Annotated in this window: 24 protein-coding genes; 12 read left to right on the top strand and 12 right to left on the bottom strand. The window is 50.0% G+C overall.

What is annotated here, in order from left to right:
• Positions 1-24 precede the first annotated feature (24 nt).
• Positions 25-564, bottom strand: a complete 540-nt coding sequence (locus tag ICA20_RS11520) for a toxin YdaT domain-containing protein (protein WP_149282289.1) — start codon at positions 562-564, stop codon at positions 25-27.
• 25 nt (positions 565-589) lie between these two features.
• On the bottom strand, positions 590-811 hold the full coding sequence (locus tag ICA20_RS11515; RefSeq protein ID WP_008322487.1) for a helix-turn-helix domain-containing protein: 222 nt from the start codon (positions 809-811) through the stop codon (positions 590-592).
• Between the two features lie 110 nt (positions 812-921).
• Here ICA20_RS11515 and ICA20_RS11510 point away from each other — a divergent pair, with 110 nt between their 5' ends.
• The 3 genes from ICA20_RS11510 (at position 922) to ICA20_RS11500 (ending at position 2,744) form a co-directional block, all read left to right on the top strand.
• Entirely contained in the window at positions 922-1,620 is a 699-nt protein-coding gene (locus tag ICA20_RS11510) for a helix-turn-helix transcriptional regulator (protein WP_054528492.1), read from the top strand.
• 12 nt (positions 1,621-1,632) lie between these two features.
• Positions 1,633-1,731: a YoaK family small membrane protein gene (locus tag ICA20_RS11505; RefSeq protein WP_143194474.1), complete on the top strand. Its 99-nt coding sequence runs from the start codon at positions 1,633-1,635 to the stop codon at positions 1,729-1,731.
• Between the two features lie 545 nt (positions 1,732-2,276).
• Complete coding sequence (locus ICA20_RS11500) at positions 2,277-2,744, top strand: hypothetical protein (protein WP_054528493.1); 468 nt, start codon at positions 2,277-2,279, stop codon at positions 2,742-2,744.
• Positions 2,745-2,765: 21 nt separating this feature from the next.
• Here the strand turns inward: ICA20_RS11500 and ICA20_RS11495 are convergent, their stop codons facing one another.
• Positions 2,766-2,972: a hypothetical protein gene (locus tag ICA20_RS11495; RefSeq protein WP_177247970.1), complete on the bottom strand. Its 207-nt coding sequence runs from the start codon at positions 2,970-2,972 to the stop codon at positions 2,766-2,768.
• Positions 2,973-3,308: 336 nt separating this feature from the next.
• Here ICA20_RS11495 and ICA20_RS11490 point away from each other — a divergent pair, with 336 nt between their 5' ends.
• The 6 genes from ICA20_RS11490 to ICA20_RS11465 all read left to right on the top strand — a co-directional run bounded on the left by ICA20_RS11490 (position 3,309) and on the right by ICA20_RS11465 (position 8,222).
• Positions 3,309-3,515, top strand: a complete 207-nt coding sequence (locus ICA20_RS11490; RefSeq protein ID WP_001568763.1) for a hypothetical protein — start codon at positions 3,309-3,311, stop codon at positions 3,513-3,515.
• A gap of 11 nt (positions 3,516-3,526) precedes the next feature.
• Positions 3,527-3,688 carry a YdaE family protein gene (locus ICA20_RS11485; protein WP_049259698.1) on the top strand — a complete coding sequence of 54 codons (162 nt, stop codon included), beginning with the start codon at positions 3,527-3,529 and terminating at the stop codon, positions 3,686-3,688.
• Positions 3,689-3,827: 139 nt separating this feature from the next.
• Positions 3,828-6,641, top strand: a complete 2,814-nt coding sequence (locus tag ICA20_RS11480) for a RecE family exodeoxyribonuclease (RefSeq protein ID WP_149282290.1) — start codon at positions 3,828-3,830, stop codon at positions 6,639-6,641.
• A gap of 14 nt (positions 6,642-6,655) precedes the next feature.
• Complete coding sequence (locus ICA20_RS11475; RefSeq protein ID WP_149282291.1) at positions 6,656-7,696, top strand: RecT family recombinase; 1,041 nt, start codon at positions 6,656-6,658, stop codon at positions 7,694-7,696.
• Positions 7,697-7,733: 37 nt separating this feature from the next.
• Positions 7,734-7,976 carry a DUF4060 family protein gene (locus tag ICA20_RS11470; protein WP_005121071.1) on the top strand — a complete coding sequence of 81 codons (243 nt, stop codon included), beginning with the start codon at positions 7,734-7,736 and terminating at the stop codon, positions 7,974-7,976.
• Positions 7,977-8,021: 45 nt separating this feature from the next.
• Positions 8,022-8,222 (top strand): hypothetical protein, encoded by a 201-nt coding sequence (locus tag ICA20_RS11465; protein ID WP_008322518.1) that lies wholly within the window; start codon positions 8,022-8,024, stop codon positions 8,220-8,222.
• Here the strand turns inward: ICA20_RS11465 and ICA20_RS11460 are convergent.
• Positions 8,215-9,408 (bottom strand): site-specific integrase, encoded by a 1,194-nt coding sequence (locus tag ICA20_RS11460; RefSeq protein WP_149282292.1) that lies wholly within the window; start codon positions 9,406-9,408, stop codon positions 8,215-8,217. The genes ICA20_RS11465 and ICA20_RS11460 overlap by 8 nt on opposite strands.
• A 254-nt stretch (positions 9,409-9,662) precedes the next feature.
• Positions 9,663-9,836, bottom strand: coding sequence for a YciY family protein (locus tag ICA20_RS11455; RefSeq protein ID WP_087856120.1), 174 nt, complete (start codon positions 9,834-9,836; stop codon positions 9,663-9,665).
• Between the two features lie 142 nt (positions 9,837-9,978).
• On the opposite strand from ICA20_RS11455, the gene cls reads away from it, so the two are divergent.
• Complete coding sequence (cls, locus tag ICA20_RS11450) at positions 9,979-11,439, top strand: cardiolipin synthase (protein WP_038641094.1); 1,461 nt, start codon at positions 9,979-9,981, stop codon at positions 11,437-11,439.
• Between the two features lie 34 nt (positions 11,440-11,473).
• Positions 11,474-11,803: an HI1450 family dsDNA-mimic protein gene (locus ICA20_RS11445; protein ID WP_003020691.1), complete on the top strand. Its 330-nt coding sequence runs from the start codon at positions 11,474-11,476 to the stop codon at positions 11,801-11,803.
• Between the two features lie 33 nt (positions 11,804-11,836).
• On the opposite strand, the gene ICA20_RS11440 is transcribed toward ICA20_RS11445, so the two are convergent.
• The 7 genes from ICA20_RS11440 to ychE form a co-directional block, all read right to left on the bottom strand.
• Positions 11,837-12,673 carry an ion transporter gene (locus ICA20_RS11440; protein ID WP_038641095.1) on the bottom strand — a complete coding sequence of 279 codons (837 nt, stop codon included), beginning with the start codon at positions 12,671-12,673 and terminating at the stop codon, positions 11,837-11,839.
• A gap of 46 nt (positions 12,674-12,719) precedes the next feature.
• Positions 12,720-13,724, bottom strand: a complete 1,005-nt coding sequence (gene oppF / locus ICA20_RS11435) for a murein tripeptide/oligopeptide ABC transporter ATP-binding protein OppF (RefSeq protein ID WP_006684288.1) — start codon at positions 13,722-13,724, stop codon at positions 12,720-12,722.
• Complete coding sequence (oppD, locus tag ICA20_RS11430) at positions 13,721-14,734, bottom strand: murein tripeptide/oligopeptide ABC transporter ATP-binding protein OppD (protein ID WP_038641097.1); 1,014 nt, start codon at positions 14,732-14,734, stop codon at positions 13,721-13,723. The genes oppF and oppD overlap by 4 nt, the downstream gene beginning before the upstream one ends.
• Positions 14,735-14,745: 11 nt before the next feature.
• Positions 14,746-15,654 (bottom strand): oligopeptide ABC transporter permease OppC, encoded by a 909-nt coding sequence (gene oppC / locus ICA20_RS11425; RefSeq protein ID WP_008784950.1) that lies wholly within the window; start codon positions 15,652-15,654, stop codon positions 14,746-14,748.
• A gap of 14 nt (positions 15,655-15,668) precedes the next feature.
• A complete protein-coding gene (oppB, locus tag ICA20_RS11420; RefSeq protein WP_003020708.1) occupies positions 15,669-16,589 on the bottom strand; it encodes an oligopeptide ABC transporter permease OppB in 921 nt (306 codons plus the stop codon).
• A gap of 234 nt (positions 16,590-16,823) precedes the next feature.
• Positions 16,824-18,455, bottom strand: coding sequence for an oligopeptide ABC transporter substrate-binding protein OppA (oppA, locus tag ICA20_RS11415; protein ID WP_038641102.1), 1,632 nt, complete (start codon positions 18,453-18,455; stop codon positions 16,824-16,826).
• Positions 18,456-19,228: 773 nt separating this feature from the next.
• Positions 19,229-19,876 (bottom strand): NAAT family transporter YchE, encoded by a 648-nt coding sequence (ychE, locus tag ICA20_RS11410; RefSeq protein ID WP_038643209.1) that lies wholly within the window; start codon positions 19,874-19,876, stop codon positions 19,229-19,231.
• 487 nt (positions 19,877-20,363) lie between these two features.
• Here ychE and adhE point away from each other — a divergent pair, with 487 nt between their 5' ends.
• Positions 20,364-23,042, top strand: a complete 2,679-nt coding sequence (gene adhE, locus ICA20_RS11405) for a bifunctional acetaldehyde-CoA/alcohol dehydrogenase (RefSeq protein WP_038641104.1) — start codon at positions 20,364-20,366, stop codon at positions 23,040-23,042.
• Positions 23,043-23,059 lie beyond the last annotated feature (17 nt).

Here is a 23,059-nt window from a genome sequence, read left to right as displayed (position 1 = left end):
CGGCTTTCCCTATTTTTGAACCGGTCATATAGCCCCCAGCATCATCTGCACCATTTCCATCAGCGGACCGGTTAACCCAGGGTCAACGCGATACATCTCAACGATCCCCTCACTCAACTCTTTCAGCTTCTGATGACGTGGCGCATTCATCGCGACGGCAATCTTCGCTTCGCTGGTTTCTTTCTCCAACTTTGCCAGGCGGGCCATGATGTTGTCCTCTGGCAGCAGGCGATTGCGAAACTCAATCGGTAGAACCGCGAGGATTGCCGGCGTCAGCTGGCGGACGTTCTCGCGGTACCGTTCGCTGTTGAAATGGTTATCCAGGAAGCGGAACAGCTTTTGGCGCTTTCGGCAGAGATCGTCAGGGAAAGTGATGTCATCACCACCCTGCGCCTGGTACTCTTCGATGATCAGAGCCGTAACTACGTCCTGACCATCTGCGCCCGCCCAGGAGCGGACCGCGTCACGAATGGCATCATGTTTATCGCCATGCTCTTGTTGAGCACGATTTATCATCGCGGACGAATGGAATCCGGTATTTTGTTGGTACGTAAGTGATTGCATAGTGCTTTCCCTTTCGTGGTTAGAATTAGCTGTTATTTGAACCAAGCAACAAGGCGAGATCTGGACGAATATCAGCGGGTTTAACCCCCCCGTTTGTTGCTGACACGATTTTCATAACGTATCGCGCATCAATGCCGCCCCCATGCAGCCACCGCCAAACTGTTGGCTGAGCTACGCCGCAGAGATCTGCGAGTTTCTTTTGACTGCCAGCAATATCGATGGCGCGCTGGATGATTTCATTGGTCATTTTTCAATTCCTAAAAGTATTGAGCCAAACAATAATAGCAATGCGTATTACCCATAGCAATAGCAAAACGTGTTTTGACCCTCAATACGCAAGCGTATAAATTAAAAATTATGAAAAAAGAAACTCTTGCTGAACGCCTGAATCAGGCAATGGAACAGTCCGGGATGTCTCAGGGCGCTCTTGCGAAGGCGTCAGGAGTTGCTCAGCCAACCATCTGGAGACTAACGAGCGGCAATGCTCGCGGTTCGACAAAGATTGTAGAAATTGCGAATGCACTCGGGGTTAGAACTGAGTGGTTGTCTACAGGCATAGGTCCAATGAGGGCTGACGGCCAGCAACCAACTTCCATTACTCCTGTAAAAGTTGATCCAAGTATCTTCAGGGTTGACGTGCTCGACCTAACGGTCAGCGCTGGACCGGGCGTGATCAATAGTGAGTTCGTGGAGGTGCTTCGCTCCGTGGAGTACTCAGTAGAAGATGCGCGTCAGATGTTTAATGGTCGTAAACAGGAACAGATCCGCATCATCAACGTCCGCGGAGACAGCATGTCTGGCACGATAGAGCCGGGTGATCTGCTTTTTGTCGATATCAGCATCCAACACTTTGATGGTGATGGAATTTACGCTTTCCTGTACGACGAAACAGCTCATGTTAAGCGACTTCAGAAGATGAAAGACAAACTACTGGTAATCTCAGACAACCAGACCTATCGCCCGTGGGAGCCAATTGAGAAGGAAGAGATGAACAAAATCTTCGTGTTCGGAAAGGTAATCGGCAGCATGCCGCAGACGTATAGAAAACATGGATAGACAGGTGTCTTTATGAGAATTGGAATCGCCTTTCCAGTGATAGTGTTCATCGTTGCAGTAGTGTTTCTTACGTGGTTCATCGTAGGTGGGTATGTCACGCCGGGTGCATAGTGGCAATCGAGTAACGTCCCAGACGTACAGGAAGCATGGGTAAGAAGTTGCCTGAATCACCGCAGGAAATGGTTTTTTCTCCATCCGCCTGAAAGAGCTGGATGCTATGTACGAGAAGTACATGAAGAGAAGGATTCGTTTGCAGGGGGATTGAGGGATTATGCATCACGCTGAATTAGTTATTTTTTCGTCTAGCGCGGTAGGATCTGTCTCGAATATTCACAAAAAGTAAATTTTGTGACTTGCCAGAAGTTACCTTTTGGGTAAACTTCAAGTGACTCCGGCAAAAGTTACTTTTGCCATTCTTGTTCTTTAAGGATGCGAGGAGGATCTATGAGGTCATTTATGGATAACAAAAATTCGTTCCGACGTACTTTAGAGCCAACAATCGAACGCTTTGTATCAGCGGAACATGTCGCTTCATTAAGCCGTTCGCAGTACGAAAACATTGATCGTATAGAGTTTTCCCCTCCCAAAATGGGTGACTCTACATTTGGTAAGTTCAAAGTGACTTACAAAACCCCTGTATTATGCGAACTTAATAGATGACAGACACAAGTACGGAAGTTGTTCCTCAACAGGAAGTTCAAGCGCAAAAAGAGCGCAAACCAAATCCAATCGCCGCAATCGAAAAATTTGTCGAAGTTCAAACTAAAGAAATTGAACTTAAAGAGAAAGAATTGGATTTCAAGACTCATGAGCTTGAGATTAGACGACAAGAGATTGAAAGCAATAAAGAAATAGCTTTAAAGTCAATTGACGCCCAGAAAGAAGACAGAGCAACTCAAGCTACGATTTTCAGCGGAGTAGAGACGAAAAAAGTTTATTTCAAATATATTGTGACGATTGCAGTTGCAGTTGTGGTCATCGTTTCCATGTATACAGGAAATGCTCAATACGCTATAGAGCTGGCCAAGATTGGCGGCGGTGTGCTAGCGGGGTGGTTGGCAGGTGTATACAAAGGCAAATCCGATCAGTTGGAACGTAGCTCGACACAAAAAAGCGAAGATTAACCCGGCCACCGCGCCGGGTTTTTATTGCCCCTTCCTCACGAACTCCGCAGCATCCCTCAGTAATCCCTTGTGGATCACATTCCCTACAGCCTTACGCTTAGCTTCCAGCTGGTCGACAATAGCGTCACGGTCAATCACCACACCATCGATTATTAACTCAACCACCGCCCCGCCAATCTCGCCAGCTATGAAAGCCGCCCGATCTTCCAGTAGTTCATCACGTGACATATCCATACCTAAGCCCATAACAATACCCTGTTTGGTGTTTTTTTGAGCATAACATACACCTTTCGAAAAAATAAATTCCTTTCGCTATCAATATTTTAATACTTATTTTAGCCGATAAATAGCAATGCGTATTGATATGTTTAATACGTATTGCTATTATCACCTCATCGCGAAACACTAAGCGCATCAAGTTCAAACGTTCCGCCAGCCTGGCGACAAGGGCAAAAAAGAGAAGTGAGCTTCGCGGTGGTGAATTGCAGAGTTAAAACGCTCAACCGTGAAGATCAGCGTCACGGCACCACCAGCGAAGTTCACTCAGAAAAACTGGAGAACATCATGGTTCATCAGCACTACGGTACACAGACAGTAAACCGCGGCGCAGTTCAGCCGGGGATGCTCGTCAAACACAAAGACTCAACCTGGACGGCATCAGCTAACGCTCGCGGACGTTTGTATCTGCATCGCGGCGTAGAAATGACTTACACCAAGGATTTGCTGGTTGAAGTTTATCTGAACGGTCTGGGGCATGGACTCAGCCACTAGCGGAGGATGTCATGTTAGACAAGAAATGCGGATATTGCGGCAAGCCGGTTAAAACGGAGGAAGTAATCAAAAGCACCCTTCTCTATCGCAACGGCTCACAGCTGGCGCGCAAAGAGAAAGAGTATTGTTCCAGACGTTGCGCTTCGCACGACCAGATGGCTCACGAAGGCTAACGTAAAACCCGCGCAAGGCGGGATCTACGTCCGGTGCCACCGACCAAAGTTACACCGGAAACAACATCAAAACCAAAGTTAACCCAATGGGCGCTATCAATGGTCCGGGGATTCTAACACCCAAAAAAGAGGATCTCACATGGAATTCTTTAATGTGGTTAAAGCCACTCAGAAATCCGGAAAGCAAGATGCAGTGGTCTGGTTCACTGCAAAAACTGAGGCTCGAGCCAACCTGCAGCTGGACGTTGCGCTGGAAGATGCTGGCATCGAAACCGGCCGCGGCAAGGATTACGCCAAGCCAATTCGCACTGACTTCCCGGTTGTTGATGACCTGCCAGAAGAAGGTGAAGTTGATTTCACCTGGTGTGATCGTTACGAACTGGCCGAAGACCAGCGCACCTGGAATGTTAAACAACAGGCCGAAGATGAGTCTGTCGACGACGCTGATACTGAAGTCGGCACCGAAGAACAATCTCAGCCGTCAGAGCAGCCGAACCTGATCGTCATAGCCACCCTGCCATTCCGTCAGCGCGTACTGGCTCAGTTCATCGGTGATGGTGAATATCTCTATCACATCGACGCTGGGCAGAAAAACGAGATTGTCCGCCTTGAGATGGACACCGATGACGCGTACGTCCAGAACCTGCTGCTGGCTGCTGAGAATGTGGAAGCATTCAAAAAAGCCATTGAACACGATATTCATAAAGTCGTGAATGCCGTTAAGAAAGTCTTCCCTGTCGACGGTAAAAAACCGGAGTTGGCAACAGTTATCCAGTTCCTGACGGTGTGGTTCAAAACTGAATATATCGATCGCGGCCTGCTGGTCAAGGAATGGCAGAAAGGCAATCGCGTTGCGCAGATTCAACGCACTGACGTCAAAACCAATGCTGGCGGTGGCAATAAGACCGATCGCAACCCGGAACTTGTCCACACGCTGGACACTCTGGACATTGATATTGCGCTTGCCACACTTCCAATGGATTTCAACATCTACGATATCCCAGGTGGCGTTTTCCGTCGTGCAAAAGAGATCGTTGCTAAAAACGAAAGCCCGTTCAAAGAGTGGTCCGTCGCCCTGCGCAAACGCGCTGGCATCCTGGATTATTCCCGTGCCGCTATTTTCGCACTTATTCGCAGTGCAGAAGAAAACACTCACCATTTCCCGGAACTGTTGAGCCGTTACATCAATAAGAACCTGACTGAAACCGACCACCAGCACCCAACTGAAGAAACCCTGGCGGCAGCCGGTCACGTGCCAGAAAAAAGCTGGGAAAACGAGATTAACGAGAAGGTCGCAGCAGAACAGAAGGCAGTAGCCGAACAACCCAAAATCGCCAGCATGGGCAACGGCGTATTCTCCATTGATGGCCTGATGGGTGATCAACAAACACAAACACATACAGATGACCGTTCACCAGTTAATGAGGACACCACCAGTCATGTGCAGATGGAAGAAACTGTCAGTGATGAAGAACAGACTGGTGATGAAGTGCAGTCAGGCGAAAGCAGTCTGGAAACTGGTGAAGAGTCATATACCGGCCAGCAAGCCGATGTGAGCCAGAATACGGATTCTGTCGCCCAAAATAGCGATTCTGTAAACCAAACCGATCCACTTGCGACACAAACCGAGCCAGAAACGCAATCAGACGAACCGGCTGTTGTTTACCCTGCTTACTTCGAGCCAGGCCGCTATGAAGGATTGCCGAACGAGGTTTATCACGCAGCGAACGGTATCAGCTCAACCCAGGTGAAAGATGCGCGTGTGTCGCTGATGTACTTCAATGCACGTCACGTAGAGAAAACCATTATCAAAGAACGCTCTCCTGTTCTGGACATGGGAAACCTGGTACATACGCTGGCGCTGCAACCCGAGTTGCTCGATGCAGAATTCAGCGTTGAACCCTTAATTCCGGAAGGCGCATTTACCACGACGGCAACTATCCGCGCATTTATTGATGAGTACAACGCCAGCCTGCCAGCGATACTGAGCGCTGACGACATCAAAACATTGCTCGAAGAATACAACGCCACTCTGCCTGCTCAGGTGCCGCTGGGTGGTTCAGCCGAGGAAACTGGCCAGAGCTATATGTCGCTGCCAGAAGATTACCAGCGTATCGAAGCGGACCAGAAGCAGACAGCAGCGGCGATGAAAGCCTGCATCAAGGAATACAACGCCACTCTGCCTGCACAGGTGAAAACCAGCGGTAGTCGTGATGCGTTACTCGAGCAGCTGGCAATCATCAATCCTGACCTGGTGGCCCAGGAAGCGCAGAAGCCGCAACCGCTTAAAGTGTCCGGTACCAAAGCGGATCTGATCCAGACCGTGAAGTCTGTTAATCCGGACGCCGTCTTTGCCGACGAACTGCTGGATGCCTGGCGTGAGAATCCGCAAGGGAAAGTATTGGTCACCCGCCAGCAACTGAGCACCGCACTGGCCATTCAGAAAGCCCTGCTACAGCACCCAACCGCCGGGATGCTGCTTCAGCATCCGAGCCGCGCTGTTGAGGTGAGCTACTTTGGCTTTGACGACGAAACCGGTCTGGAAGTCCGCGTTCGTCCGGATCTGGAGATCGACCTGGACGGCGTTCGCATCGGTGCCGACCTGAAAACCATCAGCATGTGGAACATTAAACAGGAAGGTTTGCGCGCCAAACTGCACCGGGAAATCATCGACCGTGACTATCACCTGAGCGCCGCCATGTATTGCGAGACCGCGGCACTGGACCAGTTCTTCTGGATTTTCGTCAACAAAGACGAGAACTACCACTGGATCGCGATCATCGAGGCATCCGCCGAACTGCTGGAACTGGGCATGCTCGAGTACCGCAAGGCGATGCGCGCTATCGCTACCGGTTTTGACACTGGCGAGTGGCCAGCACCGATCACCGCTGATTACACCGACGAACTGAACGACTTCGACCTGCGCCGCCTTGAAGCGCTGCGTCTGGCTTAATGGAGGATTTGACCATGCAAAATACCAACATCATTACGACCGAGCAGGCACCAAACACCATTTCCGCCAGCAACGCTGTGTTCAACGTGCAGGCACTCGGCCAGCTTACCTCTTTCGCTGAATTGATGGCGCAGTCTGCCGTCACCGTCCCCAAACACCTGGCGGGGAAACCCGCCGACTGTATGGCTATCGTCATGCAGGCTATGCAGTGGGGAATGAACCCATATGCGGTTGCCCAGAAAACGCACCTGGTCAACGGTGTACTGGGTTACGAAGCGCAGTTGGTTAACGCAGTAATCTCCAGTTCAAGCGCCATTGTTGGTCGCTTCCATTACGAATACGGCGGTGACTGGGAGAAGATCGCCGGGAAAAAAGACGGTCGTGATGAATTAGGTCTGTTTATCCGGGTTGGCGCCGTACTGCGCGGAGAAGAAGAAATCACCTGGGGCGAGCCAATCTACCTGGCAGATATCACCACACGTAACTCGCCACTGTGGAAAACAGCGCCGAAGCAGCAGATTGCTTATCTGGCAGTGAAGTACTGGGCTCGCCTGTACTGCCCAGAAGTCATCCTCGGCGTCTACAGTCCAGATGAAGTTGAGCCACGCACTGAGAAAGAGATTAACCCAGCACCGAAACACGTTAATTTGGCTGATATCTCAGGTGACACCGTCACAACCACGCAAAACGCACAGGAATCGTCGGTAAATATCGACTCACTGGCTGATGATTTCCGCGAACGCATCGATGCCGCTCAGGATGTTGATAGCGCCAAAGCACTGCGCGCTGATATCGAAAGCGCGAAGGCCACGCTCGGATCTGCCCTGTTCACCGAGCTGAAGAATAAGGCAGTGAAACGCTATTACCTGGTTGATTCACGTAACAAGGTCGAAGCCGCGATCAACTCACTGCCGTCTCCGGACGAACCGGATGCATTTGAACGGTTTGGGGAAGTTGAACGAGTTCTTGCAACGGCAAAACGTCATCTGGGCGACGAGCTGCACGATCAGTTCACCATCACCCTGGCGGATATGAAACCGGAATACGTTGGCTAAGGGTTGGGAGGGTTCGCCCTCCCACTGAGGAGATGTAATGCGACTGATTAACCGAGGCAATCAGCAATCCCCGTTAGCGCGTCAGGCATGCGACATCGCGCTGGCCACTCATCACGAACGCTACGGCGACTACGGGCGCAGCAAGATGAAGGAGACATACACGGTGAGAGTTGAAGGTGTGAAAGTCTGGGTGGAGGTAGTGAACCGTAAGGCTAGCTACGTGGCCACGGCAATGACAGGTATGCGCCGGCTGCGCGCACTTCCTGGTCAGGTTTCTTGATATTACTTTTAGAAATGGCCCAGTTCGGGACATTGGAGAAAAACGATGGATGATATTTTGCTGACGTCAGACCTGACCAGTCGATACAAAATCTCACGTAAAACCCTTTGGTCATGGCAAAGCACAGACACGATGCCGCGGGGTTTTGCTAAGCCGTTCCCCGCCCCGGACTTTCCCGGTAACCCTAACCGCTGGAAGTCGGAGTCAGTCAAAGAGTGGGAAGGTGTGAAACAGCCAATTAACTGAACGGCTCACCGATGATGCTTTCAAGATGGCTCTGCCAAACGTGGAGCCAGTGTTTTTGATCATCGATGTAGTCATGCAGATTATAGTGCGCCATCACGCCAACCATTTGGTGACCAAGTAGCTTTTCAATCACATGTGGCGGACAGCCAAGTTCTGAAAGATTTGTTGCGATTGTTCTTCTCATATCATGGAGAGACCAGGGCTCCATGCCGGATTCTGACCAAATATACCTGGCATAGTTCGAAGCAACTGGCGGATGAACCGGGACGTCTTTAATCTCCCCATCCAGTAAGCGCTGTGAAGTGACTAAATGCTTTGTGTTGATCTTCTCAAGATGGTTTTTTACCAGTCCCACCGCAGCATCAGAAAGAGCCCTTCTCATGTACACTCGCGTTTTGTAACTTCCAGCAGGAACTATCCACTCATTTTCATCCAGCTTGAACCATGACCTTTCGCTCAACCGAATCTCTGCCGTCCTACAGCCGGTCAACATAATAAATTTCACAAGAAACACGGACTCTATCGACATGCGGTTTTGCAGCCACCGATAAATAGCCACCAGCTCACTGTCATCCAGACGCCGTGTTCTCTTTTTCGGCTTTTGCCCGACATCAGTGGGTAGCAACCCCTCGAGCGGGTTAGTCGATATAACGCCCCTGTTGATACAGAACCTGAATGAGCGCTTGCACAGTGAAAGCATATAGTGGGCCATTACCCTGCTTTCAATCTGATCAAATACATCTATCCAGTGCATTTTTGTCGAGTTATCGACTTTGACGTTCCGCATCGGTTCGGCGATATGTTTGGCGAATACCAGCTGATAATAATCCGTCTTTGTGAGTTGATTCGCGATGCAGTGTTTCTCGATCCAATAATTGAAGGCTTCAGCCACTGTCAGAGAACCTTCGCGAGATAATTTTTCCAGCTTCACTTGTTCGCGAGGATCTAAACCTTCCGTTAGCCACGTCCTGAACTGCTGACGCCTTTCCCTTGCCTGAGCAATGCTCATTGCCGGATAATCACCGACATTGAGTTTTACAGCTTTACCAGCCCATCTGTATCGGTAGAAGAAAGTAACTTTTCCTGCCTGGCTGATCCTTGCGTTGAGTCCGTGAGAATCTGAAATGGTTTCGATGTCATCGCGCTTCTTGCCAAGAGCCTTCCTGAGCTTTGTGTCAGTGATCATTGAATAAGTACACATTTGGCTTTTGAGTACGCAAAAGTGTACACAAAACTCGTTGCTCTAAGCTACCCGCAATGTAACACTTGTACTCAAAGTGTGATGATTGGAAGGCCGAAAGGCAGGTAATAGAAGGCCTTAGCGTAACAGAACGTTTTTACGCGGAATTCTTCGAAATAGGCCGAATGACAATACAAGAAAGTATTTTAAAAACAGTACGAAAGCAGACATTGGGCACCACCAGCGGTGCCCTTTTGAGATCAGATACTGTGGATTGCAAACAGCAACGAGTTACGTTGATGATTCAGAATACACTTTCTGATGCTATGGATACGCATGTTACGACGCGATTGTCCTTCAAGCCAACGTGCTTTACGGCGGCTAGCCTGACGCTGCATCCGCCAGCGTCCCACTTCCGTTCTACTACGCTTCATGTTAACTACTCTTCCAGTCACTGAGCGGCCATTATAACGCCACACCGAATGCAGGCCAGTGGTTTTCCCGTGTTTTTATTTGCCAGATTTATCCTGATGCGTAAACTCTTAACAATACGCTTTCAAAAGGATTTTTAAATTTATGACAACCTTCTACACCGTGGTGAGTTGGCTGGTCATTCTGGGTTACTGGGTACTCATTGCTGGCGTCACATTACGCATTCTAATGAAGCGACGCGCAGTGCCCTCCGCAATGGCATGGCTGTTGATCATCTATATACTGCCATTGGTAGGAATCATAGCTTATCTGTCCTTCGGTGAACTCCACCTGGGTAAACGCCGCGCCGAACGCGCCCGGGCAATGTGGCCTTCCACGGCCAAATGGCTGAACGACCTCAAAGCCTGTGAACATATTTTCGCACAGGAAAACAGCAGCGTTGCTTCTTCATTATTTAAGCTGTGCGAGCGTCGTCAGGGAATCGCCGGCGTTAAGGGGAATCAACTGCAGCTGCTCACCAGTTCCGATGACGTGATGCAGGCGCTGATCCGTGATATTCAATTGGCGCGTCATAATATCGAGATGGTGTTCTACATCTGGCAACCGGGAGGTATGGCCGATCAGGTTGCCGAGTCGTTAATGGCGGCCGCCAGAAGAGGCGTTCACTGCCGCCTGATGCTGGACTCTGCGGGCAGCGTGGCATTCTTCCGCAGCCCGTGGGCGGCGATGATGCGTAACGCGGGTATTGAAGTCGTCGAAGCCCTCAAGGTTAACCTGATGCGTGTGTTTTTGCGCCGGATGGACCTGCGCCAACACCGTAAGATGGTGATGATCGACAACTATATTGCTTATACCGGCAGCATGAACATGGTCGACCCGCGCTTCTTTAAGCAGGATGCGGGCGTGGGTCAATGGGTCGATTTAATGGCGAGAATGGAAGGACCTGTTGCCACCGCGATGGGCATCGTCTATTCCTGCGACTGGGAAATTGAAACCGGGAAACGCATTTTACCCCCGCCGCCGGACGTCAATATCATGCCGTTTGAGCAGGCCAGCGGTCACACCATTCACACTATCGCCTCGGGACCAGGTTTCCCTGAAGATTTGATCCATCAGGCGCTATTAACTGCTGCTTATTCGGCGCGTGAATATTTAATTATGACCACGCCCTATTTCGTCCCCAGCGATGATTTACTGCATGCGATCTGTACGGCCGCACAGCGTGGGGTCGACGTCAGTATCATTCTTCCGCGTAAGAATGATTCTCTGCTGGTTGGCTGGGCAAGCCGGGCATTTTTCACCGAACTGCTGGCTGCGGGTGTCAAAATATATCAGTTCGAAGGCGGCTTGCTGCACACCAAGAGCGTACTGGTTGATGGCGAACTGAGCCTGGTCGGTACCGTTAACCTGGATATGCGCAGTTTGTGGCTGAATTTTGAAATCACGCTGGTTATTGATGACGCAGGATTCGGGGGCGACCTCGCCGCAGTGCAGGATGATTATATTTCTCGTTCACGCCTTCTTGACGCTCGTTTGTGGGTAAAACGACCACTCTGGCAGCGGATTGCCGAGCGACTGTTTTACTTCTTTAGCCCGTTGCTGTAAAACGTGCCAATCAGACAGTAAACAGGTAGTCATTATGGATATGGATTTGAACAACCGCCTGACCGAAGACGAAACGCTTGAGCAGGCTTACGATATTTTTCTCGAACTGGCTGCGGACAACCTCGATCCGGCAGATATCATTCTGTTCAATTTGCAGTTTGAAGAGCGCGGCGGTGCAGAATTATTTGACCCGGCAGAGGACTGGCAGGAACACGTCGATTTTGACCTGAATCCTGACTTCTTTGCCGAAGTGGTGATTGGTCTGGCAGATACAGAAGACGGCGAGATTAACGATATTTTTGCCCGCGTTCTGTTGTGTCGCGAAAAAGATCACAAGCTCTGCCACATTCTCTGGCGCGAATAATTAAAAAAAGCTGCTCTCGCAGCTTTTTTACTTTTAGCCCGGTAATTTGCTTCCGCACCGGTTACAAAACTGCGCGCTGTGCTCATGCTGACTTTGCTGACACTGCGGACATTTACGCTGATTCTGCCGATGCTGGAACGCACTGCTCATATGCGTCGTTATCAAACCTGTCGGGATCGCAATCACGGAATAACCGATCAAAATCAGCACTGACGCTACCATGCGCCCGAGCGGCGTGTGGGGCGTGATATCGCCATAGCCGACGGTGGTTACCGTGACGATGGCCCAATACACTGATGCATTCAGCGTACTAAACCCATATTTGGGTCCTTCAATCAGATACATTAGCGCGCCGAATACAATCATCAGAATGGCAATAAATGAATAGAACAAGATTAGCTGATGACGAGCGCTTTTTATTGCGCTCCAGAATATACGCAGAGAAGGCATAAAGCGCAGCAGTTTGAGAATTCGCAGTACACGCAGGACACGCATCGCCCGCCAGGCGAAAACATAACTCAGACTGATTTCCGGCCATAACCACATCACATACAGTGGCAGAATGGTGGCAAGATCAATAATCCCCCAGAAGCTAAATACATATTTAGCGGGATTAGCCCAGCAGCATAATCGCAACAGATATTCGAGAGTAAAGACCAGAGTGATAAAGACTTCCAGCCAGACAAATACGCGCCACTCCTCAAAGGTCAAATGGTATTGCGTCCCGACCCCAGACTCAACGAAGATAACAATCACGCTGAGCAGCGCGAACAGTGCGCACATACCTTCAAAACGGCGCCCCGAGCGTGTGTCTAAATCAAATAATGTACGATAAAGCGTACGGCGAACAGAAGAAACTAAGCCAGACACAAATACCTCACCAAAAAGAAGGGCTGACCTTTGTCAGCCCTCACGATTATAGCGGGTCTACTTTCAGGCAGGAAACGGCGTGTCGAAAACTGCCTTCGAGTACCGGGCGTGTTTTTGCACACTCTGGTCCGGCAATCGGGCAGCGCGTACGGAACACACAGCCCGAAGGAGGATTAATCGGCGACGGCAACTCGCCTTCCAGCAACTGGATAACTTTGTTCCTTTCCATATCCGGATCGGGGATTGGCACAGCAGACATGAGCGCTTTGGTATAAGGGTGCAGCGGATTATGGTACACCTCGTCATAGGTGCCTAATTCCACTGCGTGTCCGAGATACATCACCAGTACGCGATCGGAGATATGCTTAACCACCGCCAGGTCGTGGGCAATGAAAATTAATGACAGCCCCATTTCACGCTGTAGCTGCTGCAGGAGGTTGACGACCTGGGCCTGAATGGATACGTCCAGCGCAGAAACCGGTTCATCACAGATAATCAGTTTCGGTTCGAGAATCAGCGCGCGGGCAATACCGATACGCTGACATTGGCCGCCGGAAAACTCATGCGGGTAACGGTTAATCAGGTTTGGCAGCAACCCAACCTTCATCATCATTGCCTTCACGCGGTCACGGACTTCCTGCCCCGGCAGTTTCGGATGATAAGTCCGCAGCGGCTCGGCAATAATTTCACCAATGGTCATACGCGGGTTTAATGACGCCAGCGGATCCTGGAAAATCATCTGGATATCACTGCGCACCTCCCGCCATTCATCAGGTTTCATACCCAACAAATCTTTCCCCAGCCAGGCGACCTTTCCATCAGTGGCTTTCACCAGACCGATAATCGCCCGAGCAAAGGTCGATTTTCCGCAGCCGGATTCCCCCACCACGCCAAGGGTTTCACCTTCATACAATCGCAGGGTGACGCCATCAACCGCTTTCAGGGATTTCGACGGTTGCCAGAACCACTGCTTACCATCCTTAATGTCGAAATGGACTTTGAGATCGGCAATTTCAAGGAGTACTTTTCGTTGTTCGGTGACCGTATTCATACCAGTTCCTCCACCGGTTTAAAGCAGGCGCGCAGACGGCCCGGACTAAATTCCTCCAGTGGTGGGGCACTGCTACAGATTTCCATCGCATGCGGGCAGCGCGGCTGGAACGGACAGCCTTTTGGCAGACGCAGCAGGTTCGGCGGGTTGCCCGGGATAGTCAACATCTCTTCCCCTTCGGCGTCCAGACGCGGTACGGCATTCAGCAAACCAATTGAATACGGATGAACGGGCTTATAAAAGACATCCCGTGCACTGCCATATTCCATGGTTCGTCCGGCGTACATCACCAGCACTTTGTCACAAATACCGGCGACAACCCCCAGATCGTGGGTGATCATGATAATTGCGGTGTTAAATTCACTTTTCAGTTCATTCAGCAGCGTCATAATTTGCGCCTGTACCGTAACATCGAGCGCGGTAGTCGGCTCATCGGCGATCAATAATTTTGGTCTGCACAGCAGCGCCATGGCGATCATTACGCGCTGACGCATTCCGCCAGAGAATTCATGCGGATACATTTTCATGCGCTTGCGCGCTTCCGGCATTTTCACCGCATCCAGCATTTTTACTGACTCTTCAAACGCTTCTGCTTTACTCATGCCTTTGTGCAGCATGAGAACTTCCATCAGTTGCTCTCCGACCCGCATGTACGGATTCAGAGAGGTCATCGGATCCTGAAAAATCATTGAGATTTGCTCGGCGCGCAGTTTGTTCAGCTCGTGCTCCGGTAAATTCAATATTTCACGCCCGTTAAACGTAGCGGAACCTCCGATACGGCCATTCGCCGCCAGCAGCCCCATCAGGGCAAACGCGGTTTGCGATTTGCCCGAACCGGACTCACCCACAATACCCAACGTTTCTCCGGCTCGCAGGGAAAAGTTTAAATCGTTTACTGCAGTAACATCGCCATCGGGGGTGGCAAACGTCACGCGCAAATCCTTAACGTTCAGCAGTGCGTTAGCCTGTTGTTGCGCGAGCGGCGCGGTTGCGGTCTCAATTACGCTCATGGCGGCGCTCCTTAACGGTCTTTCGGGTCGAGGGCATCACGCAGGCCATCGCCAATAAAGTTAAAACAGAACAAAGTAACCACCAGGAAACCGGCCGGGAACAGCAACAGCCATGGCGATACTTCCATTGAGTTGGCACCATCACTCAGCAATGCGCCCCAGCTACTTAACGGCTCCTGCGTCCCTAATCCCAGAAAACTCAGGAAAGACTCAAACAGGATCATGCTGGGCACCAGCAACGAGGCGTAGACCACCACAACCCCCAATACGTTTGGCACAATATGACGGATAACGATGCGCACGGTAGACACCCCGCCGACTTGCGCCGCTTCAATAAACTCTTTGCGCTTCAGACTCAGCGTTTGTCCACGCACGATACGCGCCATATCCAGCCAGGAAACCATTCCGATAGCGACAAAAATCAGCAGGATGTTTTGTCCAAAGAAGGTCACCAGCAGGATCACGAAGAACATGAACGGGAAGGAGTTGAGGATTTCCAGCAGGCGCATCATTACCGAGTCGATTTTACCGCCGAGATAACCCGACAAAGAACCATACAGCGTGCCAACCACGACCGCCACCAACGCGGCGGCAATGCCAACCATCAGCGAGATGCGCCCGCCAATCGCCACACGCACCAGCAGATCGCGACCCGATGAGTCGGTGCCAAAGTAGTGCCCGGACTCCATATCCGGCGCGCTGGACATCATTCCCCAGTCGGTATCAAAGTAGGTAAACTGCGACAGCATTGGCGCCAGCGTCACAAACAGCGCAATAATCACCAGCACCACCAGGCTTGCCACCGCCGCGCGGTTATGCATAAATCGGCGACGCGCGTCCTGCCACAGGCTGCGACCTTCGACCTCCAGCTTTTCACTGAAATTCTCCAGCGCCTCGCTGTTTTTCTTACTTAACATCATAGCGAGCTCCAGTATCAGTAACGAATCTTCGGATCGATAACGGCATACAGCACATCGACAATCGCGTTAAACACGATAGTCAGCGTACCGACCAGAATGGTCAGACTCAGGACCAGCGAATAATCGCGATTTAAGGCGCCATTGACGAACAGTTGCCCAATGCCCGGCAAACCATAGATGGTTTCAATGACCATTGAACCAGTGATTATGCCGACAAATGCCGGTCCCATATAAGACAGCACGGGTAGCAGCGCAGGTTTTAACGCATGGCGGAAAATAATCCGCCGCATCGGCAGCCCTTTGGCGCGCGCGGTACGAATAAAGTTTGAGTGCAGCACTTCAATCATTGAGCCGCGGGTAATACGGGCAATACTGGCGATATAGGCGAGCGATAACGCCACCATCGGCAGGATCATAAATTTCAACGCCCCGCCGTTCCAGCCACCGCCGGGCAGCCATTTCAACGTTATGGCGAATATCATGACCAATAAGGGAGCAACGACGAAACTGGGGATAACCACCCCGGTCATCGCGACCCCCATTACCGTGTAGTCCCAGCGCGTATTTTGCTTCAGCGCGGCGATCACCCCAGCACTAACGCCGACGAGCACCGCCAGAATAAAGGCCGCTGCGCCAAGCTTCGCTGACACCGGAAAACTTGAAGCGACAAGGTCGTTAACCGTGTAATCTTTATATTTAAAGGATGGCCCAAAATCGCCATGCGCCAGTTGTTTCAGGTAGCTGAAATACTGTGTGGAGATGGGATCGTTGAGATGATATTTCGCTTCTATATTAGCCAGCACTTCTGGCGGCAATGCGCGTTCCCCGGTGAATGGGCTTCCCGGCGCAAGGCGCATCATAAAGAATGAAATCGTAATAAGAATAAACAGCGTCGGAATCGCTTCCAGACAGCGACGTAATATAAATTTCAACATAACCCGTACCTTCCGGCGTGTGCCTTTATACCCGTCATACTTCCAGTCGCAGGTGCGTTGGCTTTCTCACTCACCCCGGTCACTTACTACTCGTAAGCTTCCGGGGATTCGTTGCGTCGCCGCCTTCCTGCAACTCGAATTATTTAGGGTATCCCCCTTTTCATTCGAAGAGGTGTGAATAGTGCGATGAAAAAAGACACTGTGGGGCAAAATTGATTGCCCCACGTCTTGCCATTAATGCTTGATAATATACAAGTCTTTTACATGGATATTATCCATCGGGTCTTTACCGGAGTATCCGCCAACCCATGGTTTCACCAGGCGGGCGTTAACATAGTAATAAACCGGTACAATCGCAGAATCTTTATCCAGTTGCTGCTCCGCTTTCGAATACAACTCACTGCGCTGCGCTTCATCTGTTACTTTCAGTGTATCTGCAATCAGCTTGTCAAATACAGGGCTCTTATAGTGAACCGTGTTGTTGGAGCTGTCGGACAGCACCATATTCAGGAAGGAAGTCGGCTCGTTATAATCCGCACACCAACCCGCGCGTGAAACATCATAGTTACCCTGATGGCGCGTATCGAGGAATGTTTTCCACTCCTGGTTTTCCAGCTTGACGTTAGCGCCCAGATTTTTCTTCCAGATAGAAGCTGCGGCGATAGCCAGCTTCTTGTGCAGGTCTGAGGTGTTATACAGCAGGTCAAAGGTCAACGGTTTTTCAGCGGTATAACCGGCTTCAGCCAGCAGTTTCTTCGCTTCTTCATTACGTTTTTCCTGTGACCATTTGAACCACTCTGGCTCAACCAGTTTCGCGCCATCGGTGTAAGGAGGCGTAAAGCTATAGGCTGGCAGGTCGCCCTGGTTTTTCACTTTGTTGACGATGATGTCACGATCCATCGCCAGCTTCAGAGCGGTACGAACACGAACATCGTTGAACGGTGCTTTCTGGTTGTTGATTTCGTAGTAATAGGTGCACAGATACGGGTCAACGTGAACTTCGTTCGGGATCTCTTTTTTCAGTTTCTGGAATAACTCGATCGGCATATTGTTATAGGTCATGTCGATTTCACCGCTGCGATAGCGGTTAACGTCAGTCACTTCAGAAGAAATTGGCAGGTAGGTCACCTGGTTAATAACGGTTTTGGCGTTGTCCCAGTAGTTGGTATTACGCTCAAGCACAATGCGCTCGTTAACCACCCAGTCCTTCAGTTTATACGCGCCGTTAGTGACAATGTTGGCGGGCTGAGTCCACTTATCGCCGTATTTTTCAACGGCGGCTTTAGGAACCGGTGAAACGGAAGAGTGCACGAGCAGTTTGTAGAAATAAGGAACAGGTTCGCTCAGGGTTACTTCAAAAGTATGATCATCAATCGCTTTCACACCGAGATCGGTGACCGGCTTTTTACCGGCGATGATGTCATCAATATTGACGATATGACCGTACTGCAAATAACTGGCGTACGGTGAGGCAGTATTTGGGTTAGCCAAACGTTGCCAGCTGTACACAAAATCTTGCGCGGTAACAGGTGTACCGTCAGACCATTTAGCATCTTTACGCAGATGGAACGTCCAGACTTTAAAATCTTTATTGTCCCATTTCTCAGCCACGCCCGGCGATGGTTTGCCATCGACATCGCTGATTAATAAACCTTCAAACAGGTCCCGGTTAATGTTGGATTCCGGCACCCCTTCGATTTTATGTGGATCGAGAGACTGAACTTCCGAACCGTTATTACGCACCAGAGTCTGCTTTTCAGCAAGCTGCACTCCCGCTGGCACAACTGCCGCCGTGGCCACATTTCCAGCGATTAGCGCAGTGAGGATCCCCGCAGCTACTAAACTTTTTTTAGTGATGTTCGTCATTGTGTTTGTACTCCCTCATTATTATGGCTGGTTTTTTAACCAGACTGTTAATCCTGTCAGGATCCCTGTACGGCACCGGAGATTTTCTGCCGTCAGGTGGTTTATTGTTTTACTGCTTGCTATCACCGACTTTATTTATTCTGGCGATTCGTACGACCGCCTTGCGTCGATTATCTACGTGTCTCCCCTGCCGGAAACACGCTATTACCCTGTTGAGAGAAACCAAGTGAAAATCATTCTCATCAACGTCAATTCTTCTGCAAAATACCTGGCCGGAAAGTACCAAATGCGTTTCTTCACCGCCAATACATTTTACAAATTTGTTAACCAATTCTCTTTTATTAGAAATAAATCTCACTGGCAAAGGCTTGCGAATGAAAATTCATGGCAATAAAACATTAATAATCAATGAATTGCCTGATGGGCATAGTTGACACCCCTGTCCGGTATCAACACCATGCCAAAATGCACATAAATTTAACAATTGATTATTAATTAGCACATTCATCTAAAAAAAACGCTGAAATAACTAATAACATTTCGATAATCCCACAGCAAGCCCCAGAGTATGATGTTAATAAAATAACAGCAATATCGTGCTTCCTCTGACGCAGCGCTGAGGGTTATATCCATAAAATCAATGAATAACCGAATCGTTAACCATCAGCATTTTTCATTATTGTTATGCTGATTATCAACTTTAGTGAGAAGTTTTACTGATAATGAAAGGAAACGGAACCAACAGCGGCTCCGTTTATACTGAAGAAGGAATATCAGGCAAGCAAACCGGGGAAAATGGATTTGATACCAGTAACAATGAATTCAATCCCTAAGGCCATGAGTAACAGCCCCATAATACGCGTAATGACGTTGATCCCCGTTTGCCCCAGCAAGCGCACTAACCACGGCGCCATGCGAAACAGCCCCCAACAACACAAGGCAAACAACGCAATCGCGATAAAAAAGCCAAACAGATTAATCGCACTGTGGTAACGCGTCCCCCAAACGATGGTCGAGCTAATTGCCCCCGGTCCCGCCATCAGGGGCAATGCCAACGGCACCACGCCAATGCTTTCACGAATGGCGGTTTCTGATTTTTCCTGTTTGTTCTGCTTATCTTCGCCAAGTTTGCCACTAATCATCGACATCGCGATAGTCACAACCAGAATACCGCCGGCAATCCTGAACGAATCTATAGAGATACCGAAAAGTTGCAGGATACCGTCGCCCAGGAACAGCGAAGTCCACAGGATGATAGCGACCGACAGGTTTGCCGTGAGATTGGTTTTGTTTCGCGCAGCCGCAGTTTGGTAGCTGGTCATACTGATAAAGACCGGGATGATCCCTACCGGGTTAACCAGGGCAAATAACCCAATAAAAAATTTAAAATAAACAGGAAAATCAAATAGCGTTTGGATCACGGTTAGCTCCGAAGCGTTAGCCGGATAAAATGAGTCATAAAAATTGGAAAAACCCGCGCTGAAGATACGCCTTTTGTCAGCATACTTCACCTTCTATCTGCGTATATCTACGTAAATACGCTACTAATACTTAGTGTTATTAATATGTATTAAATATGCTAATGTGATTAGCATTCATCACCTCAATTTTTTAACACTTACCGAGAAACGCTAAAAGGGCCTGCTGAAAGGTGTCAGCTTTGCGAAATCTTGATCCAGATCACGCAATTACTACTCAGAAGTGAGTAACCTTGCTTACGTCCCCTGGAGGTAAAGCGTAAAAGTTATCTGGCGCTTGCGTATAAGCTCTTTTAGTAAATCAAGGTAAAGTGGACGTTAATTAACCGTTTGATTTTCAAACCGTTACACAAATTTTCGTCGGTCTGTCTATACTCTCGTATCGAGCAGATGATTTACTAAAAAAGTTTAACATTATCAGGAGAGCATTATGGCTGTTACTAATGTCGCTGAACTTAACGCACTTGTAGAGCGCGTAAAAAAAGCCCAGCGTGAATATGCCAGTTTCACTCAAGAACAGGTTGACAAAATCTTCCGCGCCGCCGCTCTGGCTGCCGCAGACGCTCGAATCCCTCTCGCGAAAATGGCCGTTGCCGAATCTGGCATGGGCATTGTCGAAGATAAAGTGATTAAAAACCACTTTGCTTCTGAATACATTTACAACGCTTACAAAGATGAAAAAACCTGTGGAGTGCTGTCTGAAGACGACACTTTCGGTACCATTACTATTGCTGAACCGATTGGTATCATCTGCGGTATCGTTCCAACCACTAACCCGACTTCTACTGCTATCTTCAAATCTCTGATCAGCCTGAAGACCCGTAACGCCATCATCTTCTCTCCGCATCCGCGTGCTAAAGATGCCACTAACAAAGCTGCTGACATCGTTCTGCAGGCGGCAATCGCTGCTGGCGCGCCGAAAGACTTGATCGGCTGGATCGATCAACCTTCCGTAGAACTGTCTAACGCGCTGATGCACCACCCGGACATCAACCTGATCCTTGCGACCGGTGGTCCAGGCATGGTTAAAGCGGCATACAGCTCCGGTAAACCGGCAATCGGCGTAGGCGCAGGTAACACCCCTGTTGTTATCGACGAAACCGCTGATATCAAACGTGCTGTTGCATCTGTTCTGATGTCTAAAACCTTCGATAACGGCGTAATCTGTGCTTCTGAACAGTCTGTTGTCGTGGTTGACTCTGTATACGACGCAGTACGTGAGCGTTTCGCCACTCACGGCGGCTACCTGCTGCAGGGCAAAGAGCTGAAAGCTGTTCAGGACGTTATCCTGAAAAATGGCGCGCTGAACGCCGCTATCGTTGGTCAGCCAGCCTACAAAATTGCTGAACTGGCAGGCTTCTCCGTACCAGAAACCACTAAGATTCTGATTGGTGAAGTTAAGGTTGTTGACGAAAGCGAACCGTTTGCTCACGAAAAACTGTCTCCAACGCTGGCTATGTATCGTGCGAAAGACTTCGAAGACGCAGTGGACAAAGCTGAAAAACTGGTTGCGATGGGCGGTATCGGTCATACCTCTTGCCTGTACACCGACCAGGATAACCAGCCAGAACGCGTTGCTTACTTCGGTCAGATGATGAAAACCGCGCGTATCCTGATCAACACCCCTGCTTCTCAGGGTGGTATCGGTGACCTGTACAACTTCAAACTCGCACCTTCCCTGACTCTGGGTTGTGGTTCCTGGGGTGGTAACTCCATCTCTGAAAACGTTGGTCCTAAGCACCTGATCAACAAGAAAACCGTTGCTAAGCGAGCTGAAAACATGTTGTGGCACAAACTTCCGAAATCTATCTACTTCCGTCGTGGCTCTCTGCCAATCGCGCTGGATGAAGTGATTACTGATGGTCACAAACGTGCGCTGATCGTGACCGACCGCTTCTTGTTTAACAATGGCTATGCTGACCAGATCACCTCTGTTCTGAAAGCGGCTGGCGTTGAAACCGAAGTGTTCTTTGAAGTTGAAGCTGACCCGACTCTGACCGTTGTTCGTAAAGGCGCTGAGCTGGCTAACTCCTTCAAACCAGACGTGATTATCGCGCTGGGTGGTGGTTCCCCGATGGACGCCGCGAAAATTATGTGGGTTATGTACGAACACCCGGAAACCCACTTTGAAGAACTGGCGCTGCGCTTTATGGATATCCGTAAACGTATCTACAAGTTCCCGAAAATGGGCGTGAAAGCGAAAATGATCGCCGTCACCACCACTTCCGGTACCGGTTCTGAAGTAACACCGTTTGCGGTTGTGACCGACGATGCAACCGGTCAGAAATATCCGCTGGCTGACTACGCCCTGACCCCGGATATGGCGATTGTCGATGCCAACCTGGTGATGGATATGCCGAAGTCCCTGTGTGCGTTCGGTGGTCTGGATGCCGTTACTCACGCTCTGGAAGCTTACGTTTCCGTACTGGCTTCTGAGTTCTCTGACGGTCAGGCTCTGCAGGCGCTGAAACTGCTGAAAGAAAACCTGCCAGCGTCCTACCACGAAGGTTCCAAGAACCCGGTAGCCCGTGAGCGTGTACACAGTGCAGCGACCATCGCCGGTATCGCATTTGCGAACGCCTTCCTGGGTGTATGTCACTCCATGGCGCACAAGCTGGGTTCTCAGTTCCACATTCCTCACGGTTTGGCGAACGCCCTGCTGATCAGCAACGTTATTCGTTACAACGCGAACGACAACCCGACCAAACAGACAGCATTCAGCCAGTACGACCGTCCGCAGGCGCGTCGTCGCTATGCTGAAATCGCCGACCACCTGGGTCTGAGCGCACCGGGCGACCGTACTGCCGCGAAAATTCAGAAACTGCTGGGCTGGCTGGACGAAATCAAAGCTGAACTGGGTATTCCTAAGTCTATCCGTGAAGCTGGCGTGCAGGAAGCTGACTTCCTGGCACACGTTGACAAACTGTCTGAAGATGCGTTTGACGACCAGTGTACTGGTGCTAACCCGCGTTATCCGCTGATTGCTGAGCTGAAGCAGATTCTGCTGGATACCTACTACGGCCGTGAGTACAGCGAAGGTGAAACCACCGCTAAGGCTGAAGCAGTAGCTGCACCGAAAGCTGAGAAAAAAGCGAAGAAATCCGCTTAATTCCTTCAGTAAAGTTT

The sequence above is a fragment of the Citrobacter sp. C5_2 genome, from assembly GCF_014596845.2.
Classification (GTDB): Bacteria; Pseudomonadota; Gammaproteobacteria; order Enterobacterales; family Enterobacteriaceae; genus Citrobacter; species Citrobacter werkmanii.
Note: the sequence above shows the minus strand (reverse complement) of the source record. Positions and strands in the feature narration are given on the sequence as shown.